The organism is Streptomyces sp. DG1A-41, from assembly GCF_037055355.1.
GTDB lineage: Bacteria > Actinomycetota > Actinomycetes > Streptomycetales > Streptomycetaceae > Streptomyces.
The window spans coordinates 7894051-7908582 of record NZ_CP146350.1 but is presented as its reverse complement, the minus strand read 5'-3'; the positions used below and the strand labels follow the sequence as shown (position 1 = coordinate 7908582).

The window sequence follows — 14532 nt, the reverse complement described above, 5'->3', positions numbered from 1 at the left end:
GATTGCTCGCTCAGGCGTGTCCGAGGATGCTCCGCAACGCGTCCGCGAGCAGTTCGCCGGCGTCCGGCGCGGCGGACGCGTGCCGGAAGGCGACGAAACCGTCGGGGCGTACGAGCAGGGCACCCGCGTCGGAGATCCCGCTCAGGAGTGCCCAGTCGCCGTACGGGTCCTCGTACTCCTGGCCGGGCCCGATGACCACGGTGGTGATCTCCGGCTCCTGGGCCTCGGCCGCCCGCACCCAGTCCTCTCCCCCGGTGCCGGTCAGCAGGGTGAAGCGGCCCCGGCCGACCGTGTCGAGGGTGGAGAGCGTGCGGGAGCCGGAGGTGATCCAGGCGTGCGGGAGCCGGGCGCCGGGGCGGGAGGACGGCTGGTGGTGCAGCTCGGGGTCGCGGGTGAAGCCGGGGTCGGGTGTGCCGTCCGGGACGATCGCGCCGGAGGTGTAGCGCTGGTTGAGGTCGACGCCGTGCGCGTTGAACTCGTACGCCTTGAAGGCGATCGCCTCGCGCAGCGCCGCGCGCTGCTTCTCGGCGGCCTCGGTGGCGTCCTTGCGGGCGGCGATGTTGGCCCACAGCTGCTCGGGGGTCTGCGGGGAGAGCCCGTCGAGTGCCTCGAAGATCGGGGCGGTCTCGCGGATGGACTGGTTGGCGCGGGTGACGATCTGCCGGCCGATGGGCGCGCGCTCGGCGGTGTAGCTGTCGAGCAGCCTGGGGTGGGCGGTGCCGTCGAGGACGAGTTTGAGCTTCCAGGCCAGGTTGTAGGCGTCCTGGATGGAGGTGTTGGAGCCGAGGCCGTTGGACGGGGGATGCCGGTGCACGGCGTCGCCGGCGCAGAAGACGCGCCCGTTCGCGTAGCTCTCCGCGTACATCTCGTTGACGGTCCATGCGGAGCAAGACCTGATCGTCACGGGGATGTCGTCGTCGCCGACGAGCTTGCGTACGACGGATTCGGCGTACTCGGTGGTCAGGTCCGGGGCGCCCGCGGTGACGTCGTAGCCCCACACGATCAGCCACTCGCTCCAGGGGCGGACGCAGCGCACCAGGCCCGCGCCGATGCCGCCGACCGTCGCGCCGGGCGCGAGGACCCAGTACAGGGTGGCCGGGCGGTGGGCGGTGTACTTCGCCAGATCCGCCTCGAAGACGATGTTGATGCTGCCGGCCACGCCCATCTGGCCGCCCATCGGCAGCCCGGCGTCCGCGGCGACCTTGGAGCGTCCGCCGTCGGCGCCGATCAGGTACTGGGCGCGGATCTCGTAGGTGTCCCCGCGCAGCCAGTCGCGGACGGTGGCCGTGACGCCGTCGGCGTCCTGGGTGTGGGAGAGGTACTCGTTCTGGAAGCGGAGCTGGGTGCCGCGGGCGACGGCCGCGTTCACGAGGACCGGCTCCATGAGGTGCTGCGGCATGTCGCACACGCGGGTGGGGCTGGCGAGTTCGTGTTCCGCCTGCACGAGCGGGTCGTTGCCCCAGGAGCGCACCCGGCCCAGTTCCTCGCCCGCCAGACTGGTGCAGAACGTCGTGTTGCCCATCAGGTGCTGCGGGGTGGCCTGCGCGACGACCTCCTGTTCGACGCCGAGGTCGCGCAGCACCTCCATGGTGCGCTGGTTGGTGATGTGCGCGCGGGGCGTGTCGGCGAGGCTCGCGTAGCGGGTCACCACGATGTTGGGCACGCCGTAGGTGCTCAGGGCGAGCGCGGCCGAGGCACCTGCCGGGCCGCTGCCCACGATCAGGACGTCGGTCTCGACGACGGTGGACACGGGGCGCTCCTGCGGGGGACGGGGGCGGACATCGAGCGTCCATGATCATGGAGCGGCTCGGCCGGTCGCGGGTGTCTCATTACGAGACACCCGTTCGCGACGAGGAGCGTCGCCCACCGCAGTTGTTGCCCGTTCAACCGAACCCGCTACGGTGGGTGTGCCGTGACCACGACCGAGCCCTCCCCCGCAGCCACCGCCCTGCCCTCGCTGCGTCTCGCCCGCGAGCGGTTCCTGTCGGGGCGTCCGCTGCCCGGCGGCGTTCCCGAGGAGGTCGTCGCTGCGTGGCGGCGGGCGCGGTTCTTCGGTGTGCCGCACGACTTGAAGGAGCCGGTCGTCGCTCCCGAGCGGCCGGCGGAGTCGGCGCTGCTCGGTGCCGCCCGGCCGGTGCTCGACCGGATCGTCCCGGCCCTGGGCGCTGACCGGTCGCTCCTCGTCCTGACCGACGAGCGGCTGCGCGTGCTGTGGACGGCGGGGAGCGTACCCGGGCTCGATCCGTGTCCCGTCCTGTCGGAGCAGGAGGTCGGCAACAACAGCGCGGCTCTCGCCCTGCGCACCCGGCGCCGGGCCGAGGTTCACGGACCCGAGCACTTCCTCGACCGTTGGCAGGACGTGTCCGCCGTGAGCGTCCCGGTGCTCGCTCCGGAGGGCGGCCGGGTCGTCGGCACGCTGACGGTCGCGTCGCGGGTGAGCGCCTCGTCGCGGCCGAGCACCTCATCGCAGCTGAGCACCTCATCGCGGCTGGGCGCCGCACGTTCGCCGCATCCGCAGGCGGCACTCGCCGAGGCCGCCGCCGCGGCGGTCGAGACGGAGCTGCGTGCGCGGGCGGGGCGGGCTGAGCGGGTGCTGCTGGATGCCTATCTGCGGGCGGTGGGCGGAGCGGGCCGGGCGGCGGGCGGATCCGACCGGGCGACGGCAGAATCCGACCGGGTGCCGGGCGGACCGGAACGGGTTGTGACCGACCGGGCCGTGACCGAGCGGGCCGTGGTCGCCCTGGACGGTCGTAACCGCCTGATCAGCGACTCCGCGCAGCAGTTGCTGACGCCCGAGGCGCTCGGGGCACTGGAGCGTACGGCGGTGAGCGCGCGGCACGCGGACCCCGTCACCGAGATGGGGCAGTCCAAGGGCACGGGCCTGCCCGAGCTGCCGGAGGGCGCTGGATGCGTCGCGCGGATCGATCCGGTGTATCTGGACGACGAGGTCGTCGGGATCGTTGCCGTCGTGGAACCACTCGGTGATCCCTTGCCGGCCGTGCCGCGTCCGCCCTGCTCACTCACCGGCTCGTCGCTCCCCTGGCGGCACGCCGTCGGGCGAGCCGTCGAACTGGCCCGCTCGCCGGAGCCGTTGCTGCTCACCGGTGAGCGCGGGACCGGCAAGTCCGCGCTGGCTCTGGACCTGCTCGGCACCGAGGCCGTCGAGATCGCCGAGATCGCAGACGCGGCGCACGACGCCGGGCTGGACGCCGGGCTCGAAAGGGCCCTGCCCACATGGCCGGCCGATCGCCCGCTCCTGCTCCGGCACACCGAGCGCCTCGCGCAGCCCGGCGTGGCCGCGCTCAACTCCCTGCTCGACACGCGCCCGGACATCCGGCTGCTGGTCACCTACACGCCCGGCGCGTCCGTCGGCCCCTGCCTCCAGCGCCTGCTGGACAAACTGTCCGCCCGCTCGGTGACCCTGCCCCCACTGCGGGAACGCACCGAGGACATACGGGAGCTGCTGCCGGCCCTGGCGCCACGACCGGCCCCCGGGCAGCCGCCGCTGACCTGGACACTGGACGCCCTGCGCGCGCTCGAGCGGTACCCGTGGCCCGGGAACGTCACCGAACTGGCCCATGTCGTCCGGGCCCTCGCGGAGCGCCGTCGGATGTCGGGGCCGGTCCGCCGGGCGGAGCTGCCGGACGCCGTGCGGGACGGCCCGGCCGTGCGGCCCCTCAGCCCGATGGAGCACGCCGAGCGCGCCGCGATACTCGAGGCCCTGCACCGCCACGGCGGCAACAAGGCCCGCACGGCGGCCGCGCTGGGCATCGGCCGGGCGACGCTGTACCGCAAGCTGCGGGGCTACCGAGCCTGATCAGGGGCGGTCTCGGCGAGTCGCACCATCAGGCCGGCGGCCAGTTCGAGCACGCCGCGCTCGGTCGGGGTCAGGGACGCGGGCACCCTCCTCGTCATGCAGGGCGGACGCGTCGTCGAACACGGAAAAGGTGCCGACCAGAACCGGTCGGCACCTCTGGTGCAGCTGGAGCAAGTGGGACGTTCACGACCGGGAACGGCGAACGGCGAACGGCGGCGGGATCCTGTCCGGATCCCGTTGACCAGCCGCGACAGGTCTCATCGATGTCGAGGTTCCCGTGAGTCGCAAGATCACTCCCCGAGAGTATGCACATGCAATTTATTGATGGGATGCACCTACGCCCCTGAGGTAGTGCGGGCCTTCCCCGCCGAGTAGCCGAGGGGAGTCTCTCCCCTCGGCTACTCGGCGGGGAAGCTTCACTCGTCGTCATCCCCGTCATCGGGGTCGAAGTCGAAGGCCAGCTGGCCCGACAAAGCGACGCCCGGCGCGGCCGCAGCCCGGGGCTCCGTCGGGTCCAAGGCCTCCTCGATCTCGTGAGGCAGAGCGTAATCGTCCGCAAGTCGCGCAAGATGCAAGATCAAGGGCAGAGCCAACCCCTCGCGACCAGCACGGTAGTCCTCGCTGAAACGCTGCTGGTGAACGAATGCGGCCCATGCCTCCGCGTCGTCGCCGGGCTGGAGGCACGCAACGGTCAGTTCAAGGAGGTCCGGGTTCCAGGCGTTCACCGTCGGCCGGTAGGTGTTGTTGCCCGAGGCGTTGGTGTGCGGAGTCAGTTTGGCGTCGTCATTGGTGAGCTTAGTCTGCGTGCCGGACTTGCCGGTGGTGCTGTAGAAGACGCGGTCCGAGTCTCCCCGCACCCCGGGCCGCCACAGCCCCATCGCGATGCCCCCACGTTGCTTGCCCTCCAACTCGGGAGAGAGTTCCTCCGCTTCGGCCCAGCACGGTGCCGTCTCGTCCCGGCTGCCGTCGGCGATCCGGACGACACGAAGCTGCTTGCCGTACAGACCGATCCGCTGAACGGGACCTCCGTCGAGGCCGAGCCTGTCCCGTTCCAGACCGTCGTTCCTCAGCCACGGCCAGCGCTTCCGGACATCCTGGGCGTGGGCAAGGACGAGCGTCGGGGTGCTGCGCAGCTGTGCGAGGGTCTTCTTGACGAAGGCCGCCGTGAGGGCCGACTGCTCCGCGGCGTTCTTCCGCCCTTCGACCCGTCCCGTCAACGACTTGAGCAGTTCGGGGTACGGCACCCATGCGTGCATGTCGGCCGACTTGCCCAGCACGCACTTCGCGCCCGGTCGGATGAGCACCGCGATCGGCGTGAACTGCTGCTTGCCCGTGGGCCCGTCGAGGCGGCGTTCCACCAGGTGGAAGGCCACCTGGTTCAGGTTCGCGGGGATGAGGGTGTCGCCGAGCGTGTGCTGGGGCACCAGCCGCACGCCGGTCTGGCGCAGGCCGTCCGACCAGGCCGCGGCTGCCCGCAGCCCTGCATCGGTGAGAGCTTCGTCCGTCTCCATATCCGGGTCCGGTGGACGGATGAACTGGGTCACCAGGCCTGCGTCCGCGCAGCCGAGGCGGATCGCGTGCTTGGGGTCGCTGCGTCGCTTGGCATGGCGGAAAGCGTCCTGCCCGTCGAGCTCCACGAAGGCCAACCGCACCCCAGGGACGGCTTCCCGCAGGGCGACCATGGCCCGCGCGACACCGGTACGGCGCTCCTCGATGGCCTTGTCGTGTTCCTGCCCCCGGCGCGGAACGCAGTCACCTCCCAGCGGTGCACCCAGATTCCCAAGGGGTTGCGCGTGTAGCCGGACGGTCAGCTCCTCCGCCTCCCACACCCAGGTATCGGGGCCCTGCACACGCCGGTGCCCGGCCAGCCCCAGCCCCGTCTCCGCCGCGGCGATCATCTGATCGCGGATGGCGTCGTTCTGGTGGAGCACGACCGCGGTGAGGTCTTCCCCTTCGAGGGCTTCCGCCAGGCGTGCTCGCAGAACCTGAGCGTTGTGGGCCGCGTTCAGCTCACGCTCATCCAGGATGACCGCGAGGTCTTCGGGATCCTTCTTCTCCATGTTCTTGGGAATGGACGGCAGCTTCTTGAGCTGCTTCTTGGGCGGCCGCGCGTACGCACTGCGTTCGAGCTTCGGAACGGGAACGAACTCGGGAGCGATCGCCTGCTCCGCCCACTCGATCAGCCGTCGGCGTTCACTGGGCATCAGTCCGGTGCCGATCGTGTGCCTGCCCATGGCCGCCTGGTGCCCGATCGCGATCCGGATTCCGTCCCGGCCGTGGATCCAGTGGTCGGCCTCCTTCACCAGGCGGTCCGGGGACGGCAGTGCGTCGAGGGCGCTGATCCGGGCGAGCATTCCTTCTGCTCCGCCCTGACGCCAGTCCGTGGTGCCGTTCTTCCACTCCAGCATGGCGACCGCGAAACGCTGCGGCTGCGGGCCGTCGTGGACGAGGGAGTCGTCCGGGAGCAGGTAGGCGGACACGCCCTTGCCGTACGGCATGTAGACCTTGCCGGTGACGAACCGACGCACGCCGGCGGCAACGTGGACGCGCGGGACGGGTGAGAAGGGGACGGTGCGCACGGTGATGCGGAGGGTCGCCGCGTAGTAGGCCGGCTTGCCGTCGCCGCCACCGCGCCGCCTGGGTACGTACTCGATCACGTTCGACATCAGTTCGGCGCCCCCGCTTCCCTGCCCTCTGGCACCCGTGCGGCCGGCGACCTGTCGGAACGTCAGCTGCTGCCCGTGGTGTTCGTACGGTCCCTGGCGCGCGATCCGTTCGGCAAGGATGTCGGGAAGCAACCGGTACACGTGGGGCGCGGGCAGAGCGGTTCCTCCGGGCGACACCTTCTGCTCGAGGAGGTCGACGCTGCCAGGCCGCCAGCTGAGAGCCGCGGTGTCGAGGTCATGGAAGCAGTTCATCAGCAGGGCCGTGGTCTCGGGATCGTCGGCATCGCGCGGGAGGCTCTTGAGCCAGGTGGCGATGTAGAGGTTCGTCACCGCCATGGGGTACGCGTCCTGGCAGTACAGCCAGGGGTTCTCCGAGCCGAAGCGTGCCGTGGAGTCGACCGTGACGATGTCCGGCGCGGTGGCACGCATCAGCTGGTTGACCGCCGCTGTGGGTACGCGGCGCCGTCGCTCGGCCTGCCCCTCGGTCATTCCGCCGTGGTAGAGGCGCAGGAGTGGTTCCTCCCAGTGGGCGGGCAGGGAGAGCGTGTGCATCGGGACGACGAAGGGTCCCTGTGCCGGGTCGGGCAGGTACGCCGCCGGACGGTTGTACTGGTAGGCCATGGTGCCGGTTCTCCTCGGGGCAAGGCGTGAAGCGTGAAGTGTGAGGACGCGACGCGGACACGTCGCGGATGCGGTGCGGTGCGGTGACGGGTGCCGTCAGCCCATGTCCACCAGGGCGCGGTAGAGCGGTTCGTACAACTCACGGACGAGGGACTTGTCGATAGGGGCGGGGTCCCGCTCCGCCGTGTTCCCGTCCTCGAAGTAGGGGGCGAGCACCTCACGCATGCTCGCCAGCAGGCTCGTGTCGGGGGTGTCCGTGTCCTGGAATCCGGCTTCTCGGGGGAGAAGGCCGCGTCGACGAAGACCACCCGGGCCGGCACGCCACCGCGCACCAGACGACCGATGACCTGCCACATGACGACGAGCTGGTCCCAGGTGAACGCCACCTTCTCCTCGTCCCGCAGGCTGGACCAGGCCAGCCGCCGGGTGAGGAAGCGGTTCCACTGACGGCGTGCGCGGCTGCGGAACGCCACGGCCGCCTGGTCGGGTGTGGCAGCGGCGAGCGCGTTCTGGCGAAAGGACCCGTCGACGTCCCGGAGTTGGCGTACGGCCCAGTCGTTGATGGACTGAATGGCGAGCGCGATGTCGTCGGGCCGCGGGTGTGGGCGTGCCAGGAAGTAGACCGTGCCGATGGCCGCCTTGCCGTCGCGCAACACGATGTTGTGTCCTCGCTCCACGGCGAGCAGCGGCGCGACGAGAATGTCACCGCCGACCGAGGGGAAGGCCTTCACGTCACCGCGGGGCAGGGTCCGTACGGCGGCATCCTCCGGCAGCCGGGTCCAGGCGGTGTCGGAGTCCGCGTCGTCGGACACGAGTCGGGTGACGCGGCCGTTCCACTCGGGGATCTGGTTGAGGTACTCGGCGGCCCGGCGTGCCTCGTCGTAGCTGCCGACGAGCAACAGGATGCGGCGGCGGTCCGGATCATCGATCTCCTTCAGCTCGGCGTCCAGCATGCTCTCGGCGTCGGGCAGGCTCCGGTCGGGCACCGCTAGCTGGTGCAGCATGTGCAGAAGGGCCTGCGGCCGTTCCTCGGGGTCGCAGCCGGACAGGCGCAGCGGTTTGGGCCGGTCGTTTCCGGGCCAGTACAGGAACTCCTTGCGGAACTCGCTGCCCAGGACGGCTTCGACTTCCTCGTCGTGAGGACGCAGAACGGCACCGACCTCGGCGTGCACGTGGTACCTGCTCGAGGTGCCAGGCCCAGCTCGTCGCGGACATGAGCAGGACGTGCGGCCCCGGACGGCCGTCCACGGCGCACAGGTCGCCGAGCCGCATGAGCAATTCGCGGCCCACGCCGTTGCAGTGGAAGAAGCGGAGTTCACCGCTGCGGTCACCATCGCGCTCACGGTCGTCGTGGCGGAACTGGAAGCCGAGCACGTTGCCCATGGGCGACTCGGGGATGACCGCCTCGTAGTCCTTGGGGGGCCTGCGGGAGAGCACGTTCGAGGCGCTCTCGAGGTTGAGGGCGGCCTCGACGCGCGGCCACAGCGTGGTCATGAAGTCGAGACGGCTGTGCAGGGCGGAAAGGAGCAGGGTGAACTCGAAGCGCCGGGCCTGGAGGTCGGCGTCCGCGAGCACCGTGCTGTCGTCTCCGACGATGTCGGTGAGCGTGTCGCGCAGCCTCTCACGCGTCCGTGCTCCCTGGGGGGCGTGCAGGAGCTCCAGGGTGAGGTGGACGAAGGTGTTCACCAAGGGTGTCACTTCATCGTCGTCACCCGAGCTCTGCTGTTCGTGCAGCGGGTCGTCGCGGAACCGGCCGAGCGCAGCGTCCAGCGTCCGGGCCGCCGCAGGTGGGCGTTCGCCCTCCTTCCGCCCCGGGAACCAGCTGTCCAGCAGCAGGTTGTGGAGGGTGAAGGCGCTGAAGTAGTCGACGCTGATCCACCGCCTGAGCTTGTCGTCCTTGACGAGCAGGGCGAAGAGGCGGTCGGTGGCGGCGCTGACCGTGTTGACGGCGTTGGTCCAGTCGTCGACGTCACGGGCGGACAGCTGGAGCCGGCCGTCCCGGGCCATCTGCTGGAACTTGTGGACGGCGACCTCGTCGAACCAGGAGTTCGGGGCCTTGCCCACCAGAGTGCTGGCCGGCGCGAAGGCCGTGTCGAGCTGCATCTGCACCCGGTCCGCCTCGTCGACGATGATCAGGTCACTGAGTCGGCACGCGAGTTCGAGGTACCGGAGCTGTTCCTGGTGCTGGTGCAGCGGGACGGAGCTGTGCACCAGACCGGCCGGGGTGGCGACCCACACCTGCGCGTCGACCAGATCACGAGACCCGCGGTGGCGCGGACAGCGGTTCCACAACGGGCACAGTCTCCGCTGCGGCCTCGGGCCTCGTGCGTCACGCTGTGTGCCGTTCTCCTCGTCGAGGAGGGGATCGCCGTCCGTGGCCTCCTGCTCGGGGACGGTGTACAGCGTGATGCACGGTGCTTCACGGACGCCGAGCGGGCGGCGGGCTTCCAGGCCGCGCAGCACGTCGACGGGGCAGGCGCTGCTGAGGTAGGCGAAGCCCGCGTGGTCGTGCCCGAGCATGGTGGCGGCGCCGGCCGTGGCGGTGCGGCGGTGCAGCCGGTTGATGTTGCGCTCCCTGGTGGAGTGCCCGAGGATCGGTGCCGCCCGTACACCGAGCCGGTCGAACTGCTCCACCACGGCGAGCGTCTCGGCCACGTCGCCGACGACGATGGTGACCCGGCGAGGTGTCCGGGTCACGAGGTGGTACGTCAGGATGTCCCGGAGGGTGGACTTGCCGGCCCCCACCATTCCCACGAGGTGCAGCAGCCGGTCGATCCTCAGCCGTCCCTGTTCGGTGAAGCGGCCGAGTTCCGCGTCGCGCATGAGCAGTTTCACCCGCCGGAGCCGCCCGGCCCAGCCGCCCCGCGGCCCCTGCGGCGCCGTCGCCTCGACGGCGTCCATCTCGTCGGCGGCCTTTTCGAGCTCTTCCCAGGTGACGTCGACGGGCTCTCCGTGCCCGGCCGGTGGTGCGCCGAGCGCGTGGGCGCGCGGCAGGGTGTCCGTCAGCAGTTCCTCGTCGAACACCACGGAGTGGGTGCGGTCTTGCACCCGGAAGGTGTGCTCTCCCTCTTCGGCGAACGGAATGGATCGTGTCGCGAACCGCGGAGCGGTGCTGAGCAGTTCTTCGAAGGTCTCGAAACGGCGTGCGGCGCGCGACGGCTCGCGACGGCGCGGCACGGAGCCGGGTCCGTCGATGTCGTATCCACGCAGGTGCTGGGGGACCCTCAGGTAGTCGGCCAGCGCCTCCGACCAGGCGTGCCGTCGCCGCATGTCCCACAGGTAGTGGCGGGCGCGCAGAACGCGCAGCCGCTGTTCGTCGGTGCGGACGTCTCCGAACACCTCGCTGTACGGGTAACCGCCCAGCAGGGGCCAGACATCGGCGGCCGTGCGGGTGGGCGTCACGTCCTGCAGGAGATACAGACCCAGTTCGACGTCGAGAAGGTCGCCGGGGCGGAAGCTGCCGAGGTTCGCCGGCCACACCTCAGTGAGCTGCTGCGGCGAGCAGCGCCGGTGCCATCCTCTGCGGTCACGCACGGCGTCCTCCTTCGGTACGCGCGTCCCCCGCCTTGTCGCGCGGGGTGGAGATCTCATCGGCGACCAGCCGCAGGAAGGCCTGGTCGTCCAGGAGGGTGACCCGGTCGGCCAGGTCCTCCGGCAGGTTGCGCCGGAACTGCCGCCCATAGGCCTCGTTGTCGCGGAAGCGGTAGCGGGGCACGACGAGGAACGCCCGGTCGTACGGCGGCTCGTTCCTGAACGGCGTGAGGGAGCGTGCCAGGAGAACGGGATTCACCCGGTCCTTGACGTCCACCGCCCAGTGCCGTCGCCCCGGCAGGGGGACGCGCAAGTCGTACGCGTCGTAGTTGGGCCACATCTCGGCGGTGATTCCGAACTTCTTCTCCAGGGCGGCTTGCAGATCGGTCTCCGCGAGCCCGGGGCTGGTGATGAACATCCGCAGGGGGCGGCTGAGCTGGAAGACCCCGCCTTTGTCGGCACGGAGCGGCGTGCCTTCGTCCGAGGTGCCGTCGCGGCGGCACCGGTCCAGTTCGCATCGGTGGCCGCCGTGCAGGAGCGGCACCATCAGGCAGCGGCAGCGAGCGCACTGCCGGTACGCGCCGCGCCGCAGGTAGGAGGCGGGCACAAGCTCGTAGCAGCGCTTGATCACGTCGTGCAGCAGCATCCCGCAGTCGGGATCGCCGCCGAGCAGCGCCAGCTCGGCAGCGGTCAGCACGGGCCTGGAAGTCAGCAGGGCCCGGAACGCGGTGTACGCCTGCGGAGCCTTGGCCGCGCGGCACACGGCGAGTGCCTCCCGGATGCGCTCGTTCTCGAAGAGCTCGGCGGCCGGGTCGGCCGCGCTCACCTCCCACTCCAGGCACAGCTGGTGCGGCAGCCGGGTCTCCGGATCGACGAGCAGGGCCGCTTCGGGAAAGAACTCAGGCGGCAGCTCCAACGGCCACTCGCACAACGGCCGTTCACAAGCCCAGCGGACCATCTGCGGCACACTGCCCGGCGGTTCCTCGCCCCGGCGCAGGCAGTGCAGGACGAGTCGGTTGTAAGCGTTCTGCACCTTCGCCGGGTAGACCGGGTTGGGCACGGTCCTCTGCCGGGACAGGCACGCCAAGGCGCTGGCGATCTGGCGAAGCAGCGCCTCGTCCGTACCGACGGCGCCCTGGGCCCGTGCGTCCCTCATGTCGGTCGTGGTCACGCCTCGCCCTCCCCCTCTCCCGCGACGGTGCCGTCAGGCGCGGCGCTCGGACACCACCGTGATACTGGACAGGACCGACAATGCGGTCCGGGGCGGGCGTCCCATATCTCGTCCTCCCGCCACGGACCGGCGTACCGCCGCAGAACCGACAGCGCCTTCCGCTGCCGGTCGGGGTCCGTCGGATCGATCACGTGTGGATCGGAACCGTCCGGCCGGAGGATCTCCACCTCGACGCGCGAGCCGTCCGGGTCGCCGCCCAGCGCACCCTCCGCCAGGAGCGTGACCGCCAGGGCGAGTTGGGGGTAGGTCTCGAGAAGGTCTTCATGGTGTCGGCGCCGCTTCCGTGTCGTCTTGAGCTCCCGCCACACCCACGAGCCGTCCTCCTGGTAGAGCAGGTCGGGTTTGACGATGACGACGGCCTGCGCCGCAGTGTCGTGGACGACTCGGAGCGCTTCGGGCTCGACCCGCTGGATGAGGGCGGCGTCCTGGAAGGGACAGGCGTCGACGTGGTGGAGCAGCATGCCCCGACCGGTCGCGGCGTCCTCGTCGGAGACCCGCCAGCGTCCCTCCGTCCAGTTCTCGCCCTCCGGGGGCATGTCGCCGGCCGTGCACGGCGGCCAGCCCGGACGCCGGTGCAGCTCCTCGATCCAGCCGTGCACCGCCTGGCCGATCCTGGCCGCGCTGCCGTACTCGTCGGACTTGGGCAGGTGCAGGGCACGGAGGAAGCCCTGCGCGGGGCAGGCCGCGTGGTAGCGCAGATCGCTGACCGACACCTTCCTCAGCGGTGCCACCCGCGAGGAGAGTCCGAGGACGCCGGGCCTGCGCGGCACGGCCTCGCAGCCCGTAAACTGCTTGCAGTCAATGCAGGATGAGCCGGGTACGGGCCTGCCGCCCGCCACGACACGGGCCACGTGCGCGTGCCCGTGCTCGGCGTAGTACGCCTCGGCGTCTTCGGCCGTCCCGTCGAACTGCACGCGCGGCTGTCCGTCGGCGAGCCCGACTTCGACGACACGCACCCGCTCGGGCCGGGCGACGGGTCCGGACGGCTGGAACGCGCGTGCCCACTTCTGGGGCCAGGCCGCCTGGCGCCCGTGAACGGCCACGTACACGGCGATGGCGATCTCGCCGGGTTCGGAGTCCTTGGCCTCGCCGTGCCGCAGCCGCCGGTACTCACGCAGTCGTCCGCATGCCGACTCGTACCTGCGCCACCAGGCGTACATCTCCCAGAACTTGCCGTTCTCCCGCTGGGCCACCCAGTACGGACGGACCGGCCGCAGCCGCTGCTCACCGTCGTCGGCGCACGCTCCCACGTACGTACGGAGGGCGTGCTCGGCATACGTCAGGTGACCGGGGTGGAGGGCGGGGGTGCGGGAGCGCAGCCCCGCCAGGGCCTGATCAGGTGTCTCACCGTGAAACTCGACCCGGTCGACGGCGTCCATCACCGGCCCGAGGGTGAACGTCTCGAGCTCCGGCTTCGGCAGCCGGAGACGCCGGGCCGGCAAGAGACCGGGCCGGGCCTTGGCGGCGGCGTGCGAGGGGCAGGTGTGCTCCTCGCTCCCGCCCGTACCGGGCCCCACGCGCACGAGGCCGTCGTTCCCGGTCAGCCAGTGCGGCTTGTGCCATGCCGTCGTGTCGTGACTCATTGCCTCCCCCTTGTCTCGGAACAGACGGCACCCTTCGGACCGGGCCGGGTGCGCCGCCGCATTCGACCGTAGCAGGAATCTTGGAACTCATTGGAAGTTCTTGGCACAGGTTGGCTCCTGCGCTAAGCTGCCCCGCATGGCGGCATCACTGGAGGAGCTCGAGCAGCGCCTGTCCCACCTGCGCACCGAGCTGCGCGGTGCCGTGCGCGCACGGGACAAGGCCGAAACCGCGCGCATCCGTCACGCGCTGCGCGAGGCCGAGGCCGCGTGGGAGCACGCCCTCGACTCCGAGGCAGGACCGGACGGCGAGGCACTCCTGACCGAGCCCCCGGCCGCGCAGGCGTCGGCAACCACAGGCGCACCACGCCGCAAGGAGCGCCCGACGCATAGCTCCATCCCGATCCGCGAACAGGTCCACCAGGCGCTCACCCTGCTGGGTGCCCCCGCCTCTCCCAAGCTCATCTCGTCCACGTACGAGGCGTTCTTCACCGAGCCGCTGGTGGCCACCAAACTCGCGTCCCTCCGCCGCGACGAGGAGCGCTCCTTCACGGCACAGGGCTATGCCCGCCCGTACTACATCTGCGCGGCCCTGACCCACGACCGCCTCGTCCCCGCACGCGGGCTCCTGGCCCTGTCCACCTGGCCAGTGGAACGGCGGATCATCGGTCCGCTCAGCCCTCGCGCCGACTTCCTCACCCACGCGGTGGGAACCGCCGAGCAGATCCAGCGGCTCACCACCGCGGGGCATCCGGCCCCGGACGCGGCCTGGCGGCTGCTGCGCCGTTTCGCCCTCACGATCCCCGGTGCCCACGACGCCGCGGCCCCGGAACTCGACCCCGCCCGCGTGATCGCCGCCGCCCACGCCGAAGCGGCCGTCCACCAGCAGGAGGACGACCAGCAGCGGCAAGCGGCAGCGCAGCGCGCCCGTACCCAACTTGCGGACGTACAGCAACTGTTCGGTGCGGCCGCGATGCGTGACGCCCTGCGCGACGCGGGTGGGACCCTGTCCTGACGACCCGTTCCCGACGGCGATGACGTCCCGCCTCGCACGCCGGTGAGTTCCCGAAGACGTTCCCGAAGATG

At 70.9% G+C, this 14532-nt stretch carries 8 protein-coding genes; 2 read left to right on the top strand and 6 right to left on the bottom strand.

The features are described from left to right. Positions 1-10: 10 nt before the first annotated feature. Positions 11-1750 carry an FAD-dependent monooxygenase gene (locus tag V8690_RS36510; RefSeq protein WP_338784325.1) on the bottom strand — a complete coding sequence of 580 codons (1740 nt, stop codon included), beginning with the start codon at positions 1748-1750 and terminating at the stop codon, positions 11-13. 162 nt (positions 1751-1912) lie between these two features. On the opposite strand from V8690_RS36510, the gene V8690_RS36505 reads away from it, so the two are divergent. After that, a complete protein-coding gene (locus tag V8690_RS36505) occupies positions 1913-3817 on the top strand; it encodes a helix-turn-helix domain-containing protein (RefSeq protein WP_338784324.1) in 1905 nt (634 codons plus the stop codon). A 416-nt stretch (positions 3818-4233) separates the two neighbouring features. Here the strand turns inward: V8690_RS36505 and V8690_RS36500 are convergent, their stop codons facing one another. The 5 genes from V8690_RS36500 to V8690_RS36480 are packed head-to-tail and all read right to left on the bottom strand — an operon-like array spanning position 4234 to position 13449. Then, complete coding sequence (locus tag V8690_RS36500) at positions 4234-7071, bottom strand: DUF3962 domain-containing protein (protein WP_338785582.1); 2838 nt, start codon at positions 7069-7071, stop codon at positions 4234-4236. Then, on the bottom strand, positions 6969-8090 hold the full coding sequence (locus tag V8690_RS36495) for a hypothetical protein (RefSeq protein ID WP_338784323.1): 1122 nt from the start codon (positions 8088-8090) through the stop codon (positions 6969-6971). The genes V8690_RS36500 and V8690_RS36495 overlap by 103 nt, the downstream gene beginning before the upstream one ends. Continuing rightward, positions 8026-10638: a hypothetical protein gene (locus V8690_RS36490; protein WP_338784322.1), complete on the bottom strand. Its 2613-nt coding sequence runs from the start codon at positions 10636-10638 to the stop codon at positions 8026-8028. The genes V8690_RS36495 and V8690_RS36490 overlap by 65 nt, the downstream gene beginning before the upstream one ends. Then, positions 10631-11806, bottom strand: a complete 1176-nt coding sequence (locus tag V8690_RS36485) for a hypothetical protein (RefSeq protein WP_338784321.1) — start codon at positions 11804-11806, stop codon at positions 10631-10633. The genes V8690_RS36490 and V8690_RS36485 overlap by 8 nt, the downstream gene beginning before the upstream one ends. Beyond that, positions 11803-13449, bottom strand: coding sequence for a PD-(D/E)XK nuclease family protein (locus V8690_RS36480; protein WP_338784320.1), 1647 nt, complete (start codon positions 13447-13449; stop codon positions 11803-11805). The genes V8690_RS36485 and V8690_RS36480 overlap by 4 nt, the downstream gene beginning before the upstream one ends. Before the next feature lie 136 nt (positions 13450-13585). Between V8690_RS36480 and V8690_RS36475 the strand changes: the two genes are divergently transcribed. After that, complete coding sequence (locus V8690_RS36475; RefSeq protein ID WP_338784319.1) at positions 13586-14461, top strand: hypothetical protein; 876 nt, start codon at positions 13586-13588, stop codon at positions 14459-14461. The last annotated feature ends 71 nt before the right edge of the window (positions 14462-14532 follow it).